The following is a 14,832-nucleotide window of genomic DNA, read 5'->3' as shown; positions in this document are numbered from 1 at the left end:
CTTGCGGTGCGCTGTGCGGTCACTGATCTTTGCCGCGCATCGCTGGCCACCTCTCGTTCCGGTGTCAACCAAAAAGTACACACCGAAAGCCCTTGTGGACAGCACGCAAACGGTCTGAAACTGTCCGTGAGTAGATTGTCACTGATCACCTGCGCAAGGGGCTGGGGGAAAAATGGTCACATCGGGGGAACGGTCTGGACAAGCCTCGGTTCGTGGTGTTGCCGACTGGGCACTGTGGACCCGGCCAAAAGCCTGGGTCGCCGTCACACTCACCGCGATCGCCGTCATGCTGGCCTGGACCACGGCCGCCACGCTTTCGATTCCGGTCACGCTCGCGAACGTGGGGACGTTCGCGCTGCTCACCGCCCTGGCGGTGACCCAGACCGAGGTCAGCAGGCGCATCGAGCGCCAGCGCCGGATCTTGAGCAACGGCCCGCACATCAACATGACGTCCGTCTGGCTGCTGCCCGCCGGACTGCTGGTGCCGCCGCAGCTGGTGGCCGTCCTGGGCACCGTGCTCTACGTCTACCTGGCGTTCCGCAGCTGGTCCGGTACCCGTCCGGGTGAGGCCCACCGCGTCGCGGCCAACGCCACCACGATGATCCTGTCCGGCTTCGCCGCCGGCCTCGTCGCGGAGCTGTTCAGCGGACACGGGATGGTGGCCGTCGCACTGGCCGCGATCGCGTTCTTCACCACCAACACCGCCCTCACCGGGCTCGGCCTGTACCTGGCCGCCCCGGAGAAGGCGACCGTCGAGGGCTGCCTCGGCAACATGGACGACAACCTGCTGGAGCTGGCCACCCTGTGCGTCGGCGGCCTGCTCGTCATGGTGCTGACCACCGAGCCGCTGCTGTCGGTGCTGGTGATCCTGCCGCTGTACGTGCTGCAGCGGTCCGTGCTGATCAAGCGGCTGGAAGAACTGGCCACCACCGACCAGAAGACGCAGCTGCTCAACGCCACCACCTGGCAGGACGGCGCCCAGCGCGAGATCTCGCGCGCGGAGCGGGAGAACGGCAGCTTCGGCGCCATGATGATCGACCTCGACCACTTCAAGCGGATCAACGACACCTACGGGCACCTCGCGGGCGACGACGTGCTCAAGGCGGTCGCCGCGGTGGTCAAGCAGGAGACCAGGGCGCACGACCTGGTCGGCCGGTTCGGCGGCGAGGAGTTCGTCGCGCTGCTGCCCTCGACGTCCAAAGAGGATGCGATCGTCACGGCGGAGCGGATCCGGCAACGGGTCAGCGAGCTGATCATCAGCACCACGACCAACGCGGGCGCCGCCGTCGACATCGAACGGCAGACGGCGTCCATCGGCGTCGCCGCCTACCCTCTCGACGGTTCGTCCATCGAGGAGGTCATGGCGTGCGCCGACGCGGCCGTGTACGCGGCCAAACACGGCGGACGCAACCGGGTGGTGGGTTCGGCGGCGGCCTTGGCCGCGGCTTAGCGCCCTTTACCGCAACCGGTCGATGACGTCGCTCGCCTTGGTCTGGAGGCGAGCGACACCGCCGACGGTGAACTCGGTGAGCAGGTCGATCAGGGCGTCCTGGTCCGGCGGCTCGCCGTCCCAGGTGGCCTGGACCAGTGACTCGGTCATCGCGAAGAAGAGCGTGACGAGCGCGCGGTCCGCCCGGCCGGAGTCGATGCCGTGCGCGGCCCACCGACGGCGGCTGGCTTCGGCGTAGACGACGGCCAGCCTCTCCCTCAACCGGGTGAGAGCGGGGTCGCCCGCACGCTCGGCCGCGCGGAGCACGCCGTAGCCCTCGGGGTGGTCGGCGACGAAGGTGACCATGTTGGCGTAGTTGGCCCGCGCCCAGGCCCGCAGGCCGGGCTGCTCGTCGGCCACCGACGGCCCGGCGATGGCGGTGAAAGCCCGCGCCTCCGTGTCGGCCACGACCTCGGCGAACAGCGTCGCGCGGTCACCGAACTGCTCGTAGACGGCCTGGCGCGAGACGCCGGCTTCGCGCGCGATCTGCTCGATCGTCGCGCCCTGCATCCCGTGCTGCGCGACGACCCTCGCGGTCGCCCGCAGCACGCGGGCGCGCTGCTCGGAAACCGGGAGCTTGCGCGGCCGCCCGCGCGGGGCCGGGCTTGACATTGTGGTCCACCTCACGTGATTCTTTTTCCGACACCTCTGTCTGAAAAGGTGTTCCCGCGCACTCGACCTGCTCAACGAGGAGCAAGCATGCGTATCTTCCCCCGCCGCGCCCTCTCCGCGGCCGTCGCCACGGTTTCCGTACTGGCGCTGGTGACGCTCGGTCCCCCTTCGGCCGGCGCCACCTCCTTCTACGATCCGCCGTCCCCCCTGCCCGCCGGCCGCGACGGCGACGTCATCCGGCACGAGGCGTCGACGTTCTACATCGATCCGATCCAGCTGATCAAGGCCGACGCGGACGTCCAGCGGATCATGTACCGCAGCACCGACACGCACGGCTCGCCGATCGCCGTCACCGGCACGGTGCTGACCCCGCGGGCGGCTTGGCACGGCACCGGCGTGCGCCCGATCGTCTCCTACGCCGTCGGCACCCAGGGCGAGGGCGACGACTGCGCGCCGTCGAAAGCGCTTGCCGCGGGCTTCGAGTACGAAGGCCCGTTCATCGCCGGGCTGCTGGCGCGGGGCTACGGCGTCGTCGTCACCGACTACGAGGGACTCGGGACACCGGGAGACCACACCTACGTCAACCGCGCGGCCGAAGGGCACGCGGTGCTCGACGCGATCCGCGCGGCGCAGCGGCTGCCCGAAGCGGGACTCCCGGCCGACGGCCCGGTCGCGATCGCGGGCTACTCCCAGGGCGGCGGCGCTTCGGCCGCGGCGGCGGAACTGCAACCGGGCTACGCCCCCGAGCTGAAGCTGAAGGGTGCGTACGCGGGGGCCGTGCCGGCGGACCTCGCCGCGGTCGCCAAGAACCTCGACGGCCACTACGCGGTCGGCTTCCTCGCCTTCGCGCTCGTGAGCATGAACTACGCGTACCCGGAGCTGGACATCCCGGCGCTGCTCAACGCCCGCGGGAAGCAGCTGTTCGAGCGGGTCCGGACCGAGTGCACGGTCGAGGCGATCGCCGCGCACGCGTTCACGCAGTCGTCGACGCTGACGACCGACGGCCGCTCGCTCACCACCTACCTCGGGGAAGAGCCGTACCGGTCACGGGTGGCCGAGCAGAAGATCGGGTCGCTGAAGCCGACGGCACCGGTGCTGATCGTCCACAGCGCGCTCGACGACATCGTGCCTTACGCGCAGGACCGTGACCTGGGCCGGACGTGGTGCGGCAAGGGCGTGCAGGTGCAGTTCAGCACGTCGCTGGTGCCGACGCACGTGCTCGGCGCGGTGCGCGCCTACCCGGAGGCGTTCGCCTGGCTCGAAGGCCGCTTCGCCGGCCTGCCGGCGCCGGTCAACTGCGGCTGGTTCTGAGGTCTCCCGCAGCCGGTCGTGAGTGGTAATTCGGGTTCCAACCCGAATTACCACTCACGACCCGCTAGGCGACCTTGAACGACTGAGCGGTGCTGCCGCTGCAGGTCGCCTGGACCAGCTGGACACTGTCCGCTGTGGACGATCCCGGCACGGTCAGGCACTTGCCGCTGTGCCGGGCGACGAAGTGGTAGTACCCGCCGCCTTCCGGCACCGGCTGCCACTGCTGGTTGCCGCCGCCGCTGTAGGACCACAGCTGCAGCCCGGCGTTGTCGGCCGTCGACACCCCGGTGACGTCGATGACCTGGGCGGGGTTCGTCCGGTTGTCGATCCGGTCGAAGCCGCCACCGGCCGGGGCGAACTGGTACTGCTGCGCCGCGGTGCCGTTGCAGGTGTACTGCTGGATCACCGTGCCGTTGGCGCTGCCGGCCGCGCGGGCGTCGACGCACTTGCCGGACGCCTTGTTCGTCACGGCGTAGAAGGCCGCGGGGTCGATCGTGCCCGGGTCGGTCGGCCCGGTCGAGCCGCCGCCGAGCCACTTGAGCCCGTCGAGCACGAACCGGTTCTGGTCGGCGCTCTCGAACGTCGACGACAGCGCGGTGTTCGTTTCGTAGTTCATCGCGTTGTGGCCGAAGTTGGCGTAGAGCATCTTGTAGTTCTTGTTCGTCCAGGCGATCGGGTAGTAGCCGCTGGACCAGGTCTGGTTCGGGTCGGTGCCGATCGGGAAGGTGGACTGGTCCATCGACGCCAGGACGGTGATGTTGCTGTTCTGGCGCAGGTCGTTCTGCCAGGCGTACCACTCCGACATCGACGACCGGATCGTCGACGGCAGGTTCGCCGTCGACGGGTGCGTGCGGTTCTCGATCTTCAGCGTCTCCGGCGTCGGTCCCCACGTGTTCGACGTGAACCGGCCGGTGCCGAGGAAGTCGTTGTGGAACCAGTTCGCGTACGACGGCGTCGAGCTGTCGTTGTAGGCGGTGACGTGGAAGCCGAAGAACCCGCCGCCCGCCTGCACGTACCGCTGGAAGCCCTGGAACTGCGCCTGCGACTGCGGCTGGTCGTCGAGGAACAGCACCACCTGGTACTGGTCCGGGGTGAGGGTGGTGAGCTGGTTCCAGTTGGTCGTCGCGGTGTAGGTGAACCCGTTGGCGCCCGCCTGCTGCGGGAACCAGACGTTCGCTTCCTTCTCGAAGCTGATGTGCGCGGCGTCGTACGTGCCGCTGTAGAAGGCGAGCACCTTGAACGGCGTCACGGCGTGCGCGGTTTCCACGGCCGGGTTGCCCAGGGCGAGCCCCAGGCAGACGGCGAAGAACGCCACGATCCGGATCAGCGGACGGCGGGATCTCATGGGCGGACCTTTCCGGTGGGGGACGGGGATCACCAGGGGCGGTGCGGATACCGCAGGCCGAAGCCGAACGGGAACAGCGCGGGTTTGCCGTCGCCCGCGTTGATCGGCTGCTGGTCGGCGCTGCGCATCCAGGTCACCGGCAGCTTGCCGGTCGGGTGGTAGTCGCCGAAGAGGACGTCGGCCACGCCCTGCCCTTCGCTGCCCGGCAGCCACGACTCGACGAGCCCCGCCCAGTCCGGCAGCTGCGCCGCGATGTCGAGCGGCCGCCCGGACACCAGCACCACCACCGTCGGCACGCCGGAGTCCTTCAGTTTCTGCAGCGTCGCGAGGTCGGTCGCGTCCAGCCCCATCCCCTGGGGCCGGTCGCCCTTGCCTTCGGCGTACGGCGTCTCCCCCACGACCGCGACGGCGACGTCGTAGCTCTTGTCGATCCCCGTGCCGTCCTCGGCGTAGGTGACCGTCGAAGACTTCTGCCGCATACCCTGCAGGATGGTCGTGCCGGGGATGACCGGCCCGCTCGTGCCCTGCCAGCCGACCGTCCAGCCGCCGGACTGGTTGCCGAGGTCGTCGGCGTTCTTGCCGGCCACGAAGACCTTGCCGCGCTTCGAGAGCGGGAGGACGTGGTTCTCGTTCTTCAGCAGCACCTGCGATTCCCGCACGGCCTGGCGCGCGAGGTCGCGGTGCGGCTTGCTGCCGATGGTGGTCAGGAACCGCCGGTCGGTCAGCGGGTGCTCGAACAGGCCGAGCTCGAACTTCTTGGTGAGGATGCGGCGGTTCGCGTCGTCGATCCGGGACAGCGGCACGCGGCCGTCCTGCACGAGGGTGCGCAGCGTGTCGATGAACTTCTGCCACGCGTAGGGCACCATCACCATGTCGATCCCGGCGTTGATGGCGGCCTCGACCTCTTCGGGGGTGAACCCGCTCTTGCCGTCGATCTTGTCGACGCCGTTGTAGTCCGAGACGACGATCCCGGTGAACCCGAGTTCCTTCTTGAGGACGTCGTTGATCAGGTACGACCCGGCGTGCATCTTGACGCCGTTCCAGCTGCTGTAGGAGATCATCACCGAACCGACCCCGCGCTGGACCGCGGCTTTGAACGGCGGCAGGTGGATCGCGCGCAGTTCCTGCTCACCGAGCTCGGTGTTGCCTTCGTTGACGCCGCCGGTCGTGCCGCCGTCGCCGACGTAGTGCTTGGCGGTGGCCATGACCGAGCCGGGCCGGTTCAGCGCTTTTCCTTGCAGGCCGGTGATGATCGACGTCATCTGGGTGGCGAGCTGCGGGACCTCGCCGAAGGACTCGTAGGTGCGGCCCCAGCGATCGTTGCGGGCGACGCACAGGCAGGGCGCGAAGTCCCAGTCGATGCCGGTACCGGAGACCTCTTCGGCGGTGGCGCGGCCGATCTGCTCGACCAGCCGCGGGTCGCGCGTCGCGCCGAGGCCGATGTTGTGCGGGAAGACCGTGGCGCCGTAGAGGCCGTTGTGGCCGTGGACGGCGTCGACGCCGTAGACGAGCGGGATGCCCAGCGGCGTGGCGAGCGCGGCTTTCTGGAAGCCGTCGTACATGTCGGCCCAGGTGACAGGCGTGTTCGGCGTCGGCTGTGAGCTCCCGCCGGAGAGCAGCGAGCCGAGCCGCCCGGTGGTGACGTCCGCCGGGCTCTTCACCCCGAGGCGTTCGGCCTGCATCATCTGGCCGAGCTTGTCGTCGAGGGACATCCGGGACAGCAGATCGGCGACCCGGACCTTGACCGGCCGCCAGGAATCCTTGTAGGCCGGGCCGTTCCCGGCGAGCGCGGGCGTTTCCGGCGCCAGCAGCAACCCCACGGCCAGCGCGCCGATGCCCAGTCTGCGTCCGAGGCGCATGCGGGTCCTCCTCGTCGAGAGACCAAAATTCACGCCTTGAATTAATGCATAGCCTTCACCGGTTGGTCCAGACCTCTGCGCGAACTCGGGTGCCGGTCAGCGGGATTGCGGCTTCCGCCAGTAGCTGACCTAGTTTGCTTGGGTGGCCTGATCCGCCACCTGGCCACGGGCGTGGCTTCGCTGCCTTCGCTGGACGTGGAGGTGCAGCTGCCGACGACACCGTGGTCGCGCCGGAACCTCAGTTCTGGTCGGCCCGGCGGATCGTGCTGCACCTGATCCACGAGACGGCCCAGCACGCGGGCCACGCGGACATCATCCGGGAGTCGTTGGACGGCGCGAACTCGACGGCCCGGCTGGGTTGACCAGCCGGCCGCGAAGGGCGCGGAGTTCGCCGCCGGTGACACCGGCAGCAAGCAGGTACTGCCCGGCGTCGAACCCGTCGAGGGTCGCCAGCACCGCAGCTTCGGCCGTGGTGCCGTGCTTCGCGAGGACGGCCCGGACGAGCGGCCCCTGGTCGTCGGTGCCCATCGCGGCGTAGAGGGCTTCGAGGGCTTCGGCCGACATGGCGTAGTCCGCGGCGATGGCGCGGGGTTCGACGTCGGCCAGCGCGAGCAGCAGGAGCGTGATCAGGCCCGTCCGGTCCCGGCCCGCGCCGCAGTGGAACAGGACGCCACCGGAATCGGCTTGGGCGATCGCCTTGACGACCGCGGCGCAGCGGCCGGCCTTCTGCCGGAGGAAGACGGGGTAGTAGAGCGGGGTGCCGTTGAGCCCGGCCCGGTTGACGTGCTGCCAGAAGGCGAGGTCGTCGATGTCGTCGAGCGGAACTTCGAGCCGGTCGATCCCGGCCGGGGTGGCCGGCCCCGCGGTGTCCGCGATGAACTGCGCCGAACCCGCCTGCGCGGTCCGGGGATCCGCCGTGGCCCGGATCTCATCCGCGTTCCGGAGGTCGACGACGGTGCGGACACCCGCGTCGCGCGCCCGGGCCCACCCGGCCTCGGTGACGAACCGCAGGTCCGCCGCCCGGAAGAAGGCCCCGAACCGGGTCGTCCCGCCGGACTTCACCGGCAGACCGCCCAGGTCCCTGGTGTTGAAGAAACCCGGCCAGGACACCACTCGGCTCGCCCGCACGGTTCAGCGGTCCGAGCGCAGCGAGGCCGGGTCGAAGGACTCCCAGTACGCGTCTTCCTCCTCGACGCTCGAAGGCTCCGGGCGAGGCGGTTCCGCAGGCGCCGAACCGAGCCGCTCCGCCCGCTGCCGCTGGAACTCCTCGACCGTCATGCCCGGGTCGTCGTCCTCCGCGCGGGCCGGCGCCGGCACGCCCGTCATCTGCTCGATCATGAACGTCATGTCCTCGCCGAGCAGCAGGGCGACCTTGTTGTAGCCGTCCTGGGTCGCCTCGCGCATGGCCGCCTGCGCGATCTCCACCACCCGCGGCCCCAGGCCCTCGCCCAGGTTCACCGCCGACGGGGCCAGCCACAGCCGCAGCAGCTTGCCACGGGCGTCGACGGTGACCTCGACCTGGCCGTCGAGGTCGTGGGCCGTGCCGGAAGCCGACGCGAGCAGCTCCTCCACCCGGGCCATCGCCTCTTCCCGCGCCCGCGCCTGGGCGATCAGCTGACGGGTCGTGCTCACCGCACTCACCTTCCGTACGAGTAGGTGTCGGCGTCCGGGTCGTCGTCCGGGATCGGTTCGTAGCCGAGGGTTTGCAGCTGAGCGGCGTCCACGACGGGTGCCAGTGCGTGGTACATCTTGTCGCCCGCGCGGCGGGTCGCACGCTGGGCCAGCTCGAAGATCCGGTCGGCGAGCACCGCGGACCCGTGCCGCAGCGCCGACCGGTGAATGGTGAGCCCCGTGAGCAAGCCGCCCGGCGCCACCTGGACTTCGATGGTGCTGTCCGGAGACGACGCCTTGCCTGCCACCGGGCCCGAGCGCGCGATGCGGGCAGCGGCCTCCGCTCCCGCCCGCGACGCCTCTTCGGCGACGCGGGCCGTGGCCAGGTCGATGTCGAAGTCAGCCAAGAGTCACCCCGTGGGCCGGTAGAAACCGATGAACGACTGGCCCGCGTTCGTCGTGCGGATCGTGCTGACGTGCACCGGGTCGCCGGCCTCGACCATCTGGCCGTCGCCGATCACCATGGCCACGTGCCCCGACCAGACGACGAGGTCGCCGGGCAGCAGCTGGTCGATCGAGGGCACCTCGGCCCCGACCGTCTGCTGGGCCGCCGTCCGCGGCAGCTGCAGGCCGGCGTCCTGGTACGACGTCATGGTCAGCCCGCTGCAGTCGAGGCCGACACCGCGGGCGGTACCGCCCCAGACGTACGGGACGCCGAGCTGCGAAAGGGCGTTGCGCACGGCCTTGGCCGCGGTCTCGTTCGGCGCCATGACCTGCTTGCCGCCGGGCAGGTTGATCGCGACGCCGGAGCCGGGCTGCGGCGGGATCGCGACCGGCAGCCGCGGCTTGTGCACGGCACCACCGCCGCCGCCTCCCCCGCCACCGCCGCCACCGTCGGAGCCGCCGGAGTAGCCGTTGCTGCTGTTGAACGACGAACCGACCTTCGTCGAGGACGCGCTGCTCGCCGACGTCGACTGTTCCCCGCCGCCGAGCCGGGTGCCGATGTCGGTGAGCTGGTTGATGGTCTGTTCGCTGAACGTCGCGGCCTGACCGGTGAGCCTGCTGATCTTGGTCTGCAGCTTCATCAGGATGTCGCGCGAGGCGGCGCCGCGGCTCTCCGGCGGCTGGATCGTCTTGACCGCTTCCAGCGCCTTCATCGACGCCGAGATCTCCTTGATGATCTGGTCGCGGACCTGGTCGTTCTTGATCTCGCCGACGTGCAGCGTCTCGGCCGCCTCCGCAACGGCCTGCTCGATCTCGGCGCTCTCGTCGAGGAGGTCCTGGACTTCCTTCTCCAGGCTCTGCGACGTCGCCGTGGCGCGGTCGGTCGTCGAACCCGAGCTGGCGGAAACGAGCTGGACGCGCTGGGCGGACGCGTGGTCGCGCGTCGTGCCGACCGACGTCTGCAGGGCGACGTGCGCGTCACGGGCGCCGCCGATGGCAGCCGGGTCGTGGCGCAGCTTGCGCGCGAACCGGTTGGTGGTGTCCAGGCCGTGGCGGACGAGCTGATCGGCGTGCTCGGTCACGCGCGGTCCTGCCCGAGGTCGCCGCCGAGCCGGCGGACGACGTCGCCGTGTTCGGCCTCGACCGCCGTGTAGTTGCGGTCGGTCTGCCGGGCGGCTTCGCCGACCTGCTGCCAGCCGCCGCCGACGCGGTGCATCTTCTCCTGCAGCGCGCGCATCCGGCCGCTGTAGGCGCCGGAGAAGCCGGACTCGCCGCCCATCTCCGAAAAGCCGTGGCCGCCGAGCGTCACGTGCGGGCCGACGTGCGTTTCCGCGGCGGCCTTGACGTCTTCACCGAGTGGGTCGACTTCGCGCGCGTACCGCGTGTACGCGCCGTCGTCGACGTGAAACCCCGAACCCTCCACTGGCCCTCCCTGTCACCGGGGGTGCGACGTGCGCGCGGCACCCCCGGTTCCCTGTTGCGGGAAACAGCCTAGTCCACGGTCCGTACCCGGGTGGGCGAATTGCCCGGAGTCAGCCGAGGACCTTCTTGAGCCAGTCCTGGTCCTGCCAGGAGACGATCGTGCCGTTCGCGGTGACCGTCGGGGTGCCGAACCCGCGCTGGCCGCCGCCGAAGTCCTGCACCAGCTTCGGGTCGTTCCCGATCTGCTGGAACGCGGCGTTGATCTGCTGGTCGTACGTGCCGGCGTTGACGGTCTGGGCGAACGCGGGGTCGGTGATCCCGACGTTCTTGCCGAGCTCGATCAGCTGCGCCTTGTCGTAGCCGCGCTTGCCCTCCTCGGGCTGGTTGGCGAACAGCGCGTCGTGGTACTGGACGAACTTGCCGGCGTCGGCCGCGGCGAGCGCCGCGTTCGCCGAGTCCAGCGAGTAGCCGGGCGGGCTGGAGCGGTCGTTGAGCAGCGGCACCATGTGGTAGCGCACCTGCAGCTTGCCGTCGTCGACCGCCTGCTCGATCTGGCCCTTGTACTGCTTTTCGAACTCGCCGCAGATCGGGCAGAGGAAGTCGGCGTAGACGTCGATCGACGCCTTGGCGCCGGCCTTGCCCACGGTGACGACCACGCCGTCGCGCTTCTGCGTGACACCCGCTGCCGGCGCGCTCGTCGTCTCGCCGGCGCTGATGACCTTGCCCTCGGTCTTGTTCCGGTCCGAGATCGTCCAGAGCACGCCGCCGATCACGAGCGCGGCCACGACGACCACGGCCCCGATCCCGATGATCCACTTCCGCCGGTCGCCGGACGCCCCCCTGGCCTGCGCGACCACCTTCGGACCGGCCTGCGCGGCCTGACGACGCTTCCGAGCGGTCCGCTCAGCTCCACCCACTGTGTATCAATTCCCTTCCGCGATACCCGAGTAGTCGTGCCCGGGCCCGGTGGAGTTCCCGCGACCTCGCCGCAGCCAGCCGTCGAGCGACAGCCAGGTGCGCGGACGCGCCAGCAGCCAGGCGGCGAGCAGCGCGAATCCCGTGTCGCGGAGGATCTCCTGCGGGTACTCCGTCCGCCCCGCCGCCACCTGGCCCCCGCCCCCGAAGCACCCGCAGTCGATGCTCAGGCCGCGCGCCCACGATTGGGCGATTCCGGCGATGAGCACGAGCAGCAGTCCCAGCGCGGCCGCGGCGGCCCACCGGGTGGCCAGTCCCGCGAGCAGGAACAGCCCGAGCACGAGTTCGACGAGCGGCAGCGCGAGGGCCACCACGTTTTCAAGGGCGTCCGGCAGCACGTCGTACGCCTGCACGGCGATCAACGTCTGGCCGGGATCCGCCAGCTTCAGCGCACCGGAAACGAGCCAGACGGCCGCCAGCCCGAACCGGGCGAGCGTGCCGACGGTGTCCAGCACGGGTTGGGACGGTCGCACCACGCGCTTAGGCTAACGGGAGGACCTGAGAACTTCGTGAGGCAGGACAGCGGCGGAGGGAGCGGCTGGATGCGGTGGCGCACGCTCCTCGGTTCGGCGTTGCTCCTGGTCACGGTGTCGGCGTGCGGTCCGCGCGCCGTCTCGCCCACCGACTCCCTCGTCACCCGGGCGAGTGCCACGGATCACCTGACCATCGGCATCCGGTTCGACGCACCGGGACTTTCGGAGCACACCGTGGACGGCCGCTTCGTCGGATTCGACGTCGATGTCGCCACTTTCGTCGCGAGTGAGCTCGGCGTCGCCGCGAAGGACATCACGTGGCGCGAGACGACGTCGGCGACCCGCGAAACGGACCTCACCTCCGGCGCGGTCGACCTGGTGGTGGCGACCTACTCGATCACCGACAAGCGCAAGCAGCTGGTGTCCTTCGCCGGCCCGTACTTCACCACCGGCCAGGACCTGCTGGTGCGGCGCACGTCGGCCGACATCGCCGGGCCGGAGGCGCTCAACGGGCGGCGGCTGTGCTCGGTCAGCGGCTCGACGCCGGCGCAGCAGGTGAAGGACAAGTTCGCCCAGGCCGTCCAGCTGGTCGAGTACCCGCGGTACTCCGACTGCGTGACCGCGCTGCTCGCCGGGCAGATCGACGCCGTCACCACGGACGCGGTGATCCTGGCCGGGTACGTCACGCGCGACCCGGAGCTGCTGAAGATCGTCGGAAAGCCGTTCTCGACGGAGAACTACGGCGTCGGGCTGCGCAAGGGCGACACCCAGGGCGTGGCCGCGGTCGACGACGCGATCCGGAAGATGGTTTCCTCCGGTGACTGGCTGCGCTCGCTCAACGCGAACATCGGCCCGTCCGGTTACCAGCTGCCCCCGCCCCCCGAGGTCACCCAGAAGTGAAGCTCCCCGACCTGCCGGTCCGGTCCGTCCTGCCCGATGTCCTCGCCGCGCTCGAGGCGCACGGCACCGCGGTGCTGGTGGCGCCACCCGGCACGGGCAAGACGACGCTGGTCCCGCTGGCGCTGGCTTCGGACGGCACGGGCCGGGTCGTGGTCGCCGAGCCGCGCCGGCTCGCGGCGCGGGCCGCGGCGGCGCGGATGGCGGCGATCCTCGGGGAGCCGGTCGGCGAGACCGTCGGGTACGCCGTGCGCGGCGACCGGAAGGTGTCCGCGCGGACCCGGATCGAGGTCGTGACGTCGGGCCTGCTGGTGCGGCGCGTGCAGGGTGACCCGGAGCTGCCCGGCGTCTCGACGGTGCTGCTCGACGAGTGCCACGAACGGCACCTGGACGCGGACCTGCTGCTCGCCCTGCTCCTGGACGTCCGCGCCGGGCTGCGCGAAGACCTGCGCCTGCTGGCGACGTCGGCGACCGTCGCGGCGGGCCGGCTCGCGGCCCTCCTCGGCGACGCCCCGGTGGTGACGGCTTCGGCGCGCACTTACCCGGTGACCTTCTCGTACGTCCCGCCTGCTCGTGGTGAACGGCCCGAGGCCGCGGTGGCCAGGGCGGTGCGCACGGCGCTGGCCGAGGGGGACGGCGACGTCCTGGCTTTCCTGCCCGGCGCGGGCGAAATCGCGCGGACGTCGGGGCTGCTGAAACTGTCCGAATTGGACACTGTGGACGTTTTGCCCCTGCACGGGCGCTTGTCGGCGGCGCACCAGGACGACGCGCTGCGGCCGCGCGGCCGGCGCCGGGTCGTGCTGGCCACGGCGGTGGCGGAGTCGAGCCTGACGGTGCCGGGCGTGCGCGCGGTCGTGGACTCGGGGCTGGCGCGCGTGCCGCGGGTCGACCACCGGCGCGGGCTGCCGGGCCTGGCGACGGTCCGGGTGTCGGCGGCGGTGGCGACCCAGCGTTCCGGCCGCGCGGGCCGCGAGGCGCCGGGGCGGGCGTACCGCTGCTGGGCCGAGCACGAGCAGGCGACGCTGCCGGCGTACCCCGAACCGGAGATCCGCACGGCCGAGCTGGCCCGGCTGGCGTTGGAGCTGGCGTGCTGGTCGACGCCCGACGGCAGCGGGCTGACCTGGTGGGACCCGCCCGGCGAGGGCGCACTGGCGGCGGGCCGGGCGCTGCTGGTGACGCTCGGCGCGACGGACGCCGCGGGCACGGTGACCCCGCGCGGACGGCGGATGGCCGAGCTGGGGTTGCACCCGCGGCTGGCTCGCGCGCTGCTGGACGGTTCTTCGGCGGTCGGCGCCCGGAACGCGGCGGAAGTGGTGGCGCTCCTGGACGCGGGCGCGACGCTGACGGACATCGACGCGGAGCTGCGCCGCCTGCGCTCGGCCACCGACGAACCGGCGCGGCGCTGGAAGCGGGAGGTCCAGCGGCTCGCCAAGTTGGTCACCGGGGCAGGAAAGCCGGATCCCGCGCTGGTCGTCGCCCTCGCCCACCCCGAACGGCTCGCCAAGCGGCGTCCCGGCGGGGCGCCCGTCTACCTCATGGCCGGCGGCACCGCCGCCGAACTCCCGCCCGGCAGCGGCCTCGACTCCGAATGGCTGGCCATCGCCGAAGCCACCCGCGATCCCGGCCGCGTCCACGGCACCATCCGCCTCGCCGCGGCCGCCGACGAAGCCCTCGCCGTCCGCGCCGGCGAAGTGTCCGAAGTGGACGAAATCGCCTGGGACGGTGACGTCGTCGCCCGGCGGGTCCGCAGGCTCGGCGCCATCGTCCTGTCCCAAAAGCCGCTGAAGAACGCCGACGTCCGCGGTGCCCTGATCGCCGGCCTGAAGTCCGAAGGACTCGGCCTGCTGAAGTGGAGCCAGGACGCGACCCGCCTCCGCGAGCGGATCGCCTTCCTGCACCGCGTGCTCGGCGAACCGTGGCCCGCGGTGGACGACGCCACCCTGCTGTCCGATGTGGACTCGTGGCTGAACCTCGGCACCGCCCGCCGGAAGGCGGACCTCGCGAACGTCGACGCGGGCACCGCCCTGAAGGCCCTCCTCCCCTGGCCCGAAGCCGCGAAGCTCGACGACCTGGCCCCGGACCGCCTCGAAGTGCCGTCGGGTTCACGTCTGCGCGTCGACTACACCGGCGACCAGCCGGTCCTGGCCGTGAAGCTCCAGGAGACCTTCGGCTGGACCGGGACGCCCGTGCTCGCCGGGGTCCCGGTGGTGCTGCACCTGCTCTCCCCGGCCGGCCGCCCCGCGGCGATCACCGCCGACCTCGCGGGGTTCTGGACCAGCGGCTACCCGGCCGTGCGCGCCGACCTGCGCGGCCGCTACCCGAAGCACTCCTGGCCGGAGGACCCGGCCGGCGCCGTCCCGACCCGGCACACCCGCCGCCGCACCGGCTACTGAG

General features: G+C 71.1%; 15 protein-coding genes. 5 read left to right on the top strand and 10 right to left on the bottom strand.

What is annotated here, in order from left to right:
• Positions 1 to 289: 289 nt before the first annotated feature.
• On the top strand, positions 290 to 1,450 hold the full coding sequence (locus AB0F15_RS26605) for a GGDEF domain-containing protein (protein WP_360275734.1): 1,161 nt from the start codon (positions 290 to 292) through the stop codon (positions 1,448 to 1,450).
• 6 nt (positions 1,451 to 1,456) lie between these two features.
• On the opposite strand, the gene AB0F15_RS26600 is transcribed toward AB0F15_RS26605, so the two are convergent.
• Positions 1,457 to 2,101, bottom strand: coding sequence for a TetR/AcrR family transcriptional regulator (locus tag AB0F15_RS26600; protein ID WP_360275584.1), 645 nt, complete (start codon positions 2,099 to 2,101; stop codon positions 1,457 to 1,459).
• An 87-nt stretch (positions 2,102 to 2,188) separates the two neighbouring features.
• Between AB0F15_RS26600 and AB0F15_RS26595 the strand changes: the two genes are divergently transcribed.
• On the top strand, positions 2,189 to 3,412 hold the full coding sequence (locus AB0F15_RS26595) for a lipase family protein (protein ID WP_360275581.1): 1,224 nt from the start codon (positions 2,189 to 2,191) through the stop codon (positions 3,410 to 3,412).
• Positions 3,413 to 3,476: 64 nt separating this feature from the next.
• Here the strand turns inward: AB0F15_RS26595 and AB0F15_RS26590 are convergent, their stop codons facing one another.
• Together AB0F15_RS26590 and AB0F15_RS26585 are read right to left on the bottom strand one after the other, a co-directional pair.
• On the bottom strand, positions 3,477 to 4,757 hold the full coding sequence (locus AB0F15_RS26590) for a ThuA domain-containing protein (RefSeq protein ID WP_360275578.1): 1,281 nt from the start codon (positions 4,755 to 4,757) through the stop codon (positions 3,477 to 3,479).
• A 29-nt stretch (positions 4,758 to 4,786) separates the two neighbouring features.
• A complete protein-coding gene (locus tag AB0F15_RS26585) occupies positions 4,787 to 6,616 on the bottom strand; it encodes a glycoside hydrolase family 3 N-terminal domain-containing protein (RefSeq protein ID WP_360275575.1) in 1,830 nt (609 codons plus the stop codon).
• Positions 6,617 to 6,837: 221 nt separating this feature from the next.
• Between AB0F15_RS26585 and AB0F15_RS26580 the strand changes: the two genes are divergently transcribed.
• A complete protein-coding gene (locus AB0F15_RS26580; protein ID WP_360275572.1) occupies positions 6,838 to 6,978 on the top strand; it encodes a DUF664 domain-containing protein in 141 nt (46 codons plus the stop codon).
• Here the strand turns inward: AB0F15_RS26580 and AB0F15_RS26575 are convergent.
• The 7 genes from AB0F15_RS26575 to AB0F15_RS26545 all read right to left on the bottom strand — a co-directional run bounded on the left by AB0F15_RS26575 (position 6,929) and on the right by AB0F15_RS26545 (position 11,523).
• Positions 6,929 to 7,726 (bottom strand): tyrosine-protein phosphatase, encoded by a 798-nt coding sequence (locus AB0F15_RS26575; RefSeq protein WP_360275569.1) that lies wholly within the window; start codon positions 7,724 to 7,726, stop codon positions 6,929 to 6,931. The genes AB0F15_RS26580 and AB0F15_RS26575 overlap by 50 nt on opposite strands.
• Positions 7,727 to 7,747: 21 nt before the next feature.
• Positions 7,748 to 8,248 (bottom strand): YbaB/EbfC family nucleoid-associated protein, encoded by a 501-nt coding sequence (locus AB0F15_RS26570; protein ID WP_360275566.1) that lies wholly within the window; start codon positions 8,246 to 8,248, stop codon positions 7,748 to 7,750.
• 5 nt (positions 8,249 to 8,253) lie between these two features.
• Complete coding sequence (locus AB0F15_RS26565; protein ID WP_360275563.1) at positions 8,254 to 8,634, bottom strand: YbaB/EbfC family DNA-binding protein; 381 nt, start codon at positions 8,632 to 8,634, stop codon at positions 8,254 to 8,256.
• Between the two features lie 3 nt (positions 8,635 to 8,637).
• The gene (locus AB0F15_RS26560) at positions 8,638 to 9,753 is read right to left on the bottom strand and encodes a C40 family peptidase (RefSeq protein WP_360275560.1); all 1,116 of its coding nucleotides are present in this window, start codon (positions 9,751 to 9,753) and stop codon (positions 8,638 to 8,640) included.
• Entirely contained in the window at positions 9,750 to 10,094 is a 345-nt protein-coding gene (locus tag AB0F15_RS26555; RefSeq protein ID WP_360275557.1) for a hypothetical protein, read from the bottom strand. Before AB0F15_RS26555 ends, AB0F15_RS26560 begins: the two co-directional genes overlap by 4 nt.
• Before the next feature lie 109 nt (positions 10,095 to 10,203).
• Positions 10,204 to 10,950, bottom strand: a complete 747-nt coding sequence (locus tag AB0F15_RS26550; protein ID WP_360275731.1) for a thioredoxin domain-containing protein — start codon at positions 10,948 to 10,950, stop codon at positions 10,204 to 10,206.
• A gap of 66 nt (positions 10,951 to 11,016) precedes the next feature.
• A complete protein-coding gene (locus tag AB0F15_RS26545) occupies positions 11,017 to 11,523 on the bottom strand; it encodes a MauE/DoxX family redox-associated membrane protein (protein ID WP_360275728.1) in 507 nt (168 codons plus the stop codon).
• 87 nt (positions 11,524 to 11,610) lie between these two features.
• On the opposite strand from AB0F15_RS26545, the gene AB0F15_RS26540 reads away from it, so the two are divergent.
• Both AB0F15_RS26540 and hrpB read left to right on the top strand, forming a co-directional pair.
• A complete protein-coding gene (locus tag AB0F15_RS26540) occupies positions 11,611 to 12,441 on the top strand; it encodes a glutamate ABC transporter substrate-binding protein (RefSeq protein WP_360275554.1) in 831 nt (276 codons plus the stop codon).
• Positions 12,438 to 14,831, top strand: a complete 2,394-nt coding sequence (gene hrpB / locus AB0F15_RS26535) for an ATP-dependent helicase HrpB (RefSeq protein ID WP_360275551.1) — start codon at positions 12,438 to 12,440, stop codon at positions 14,829 to 14,831. The genes AB0F15_RS26540 and hrpB overlap by 4 nt, the downstream gene beginning before the upstream one ends.
• The last annotated feature ends 1 nt before the right edge of the window (position 14,832 follow it).

Origin of the sequence: Amycolatopsis sp. NPDC026612, assembly GCF_040638285.1 — a bacterium.
Classification (GTDB): domain Bacteria; phylum Actinomycetota; class Actinomycetes; order Mycobacteriales; family Pseudonocardiaceae; genus Amycolatopsis.
This window is presented reverse-complemented; position numbering and strand designations above follow the sequence as displayed.

What these genes read in the sequence shown, in the direction of transcription:
- AB0F15_RS26600 (WP_360275584.1), bottom strand. Translation starts at nt 2,101, where the DNA reads ATGTCAAGCCCGGCCCCGCGCGGGCGGCCGCGCAAGCTCCCGGTTTCC.
- AB0F15_RS26595 (WP_360275581.1), top strand. Translation starts at nt 2,189, where the DNA reads ATGCGTATCTTCCCCCGCCGCGCCCTCTCCGCGGCCGTCGCCACGGTT.
- AB0F15_RS26590 (WP_360275578.1), bottom strand. Translation starts at nt 4,757, where the DNA reads ATGAGATCCCGCCGTCCGCTGATCCGGATCGTGGCGTTCTTCGCCGTC.
- AB0F15_RS26585 (WP_360275575.1), bottom strand. Translation starts at nt 6,616, where the DNA reads ATGCGCCTCGGACGCAGACTGGGCATCGGCGCGCTGGCCGTGGGGTTG.
- AB0F15_RS26540 (WP_360275554.1), top strand. Translation starts at nt 11,611, where the DNA reads ATGCGGTGGCGCACGCTCCTCGGTTCGGCGTTGCTCCTGGTCACGGTG.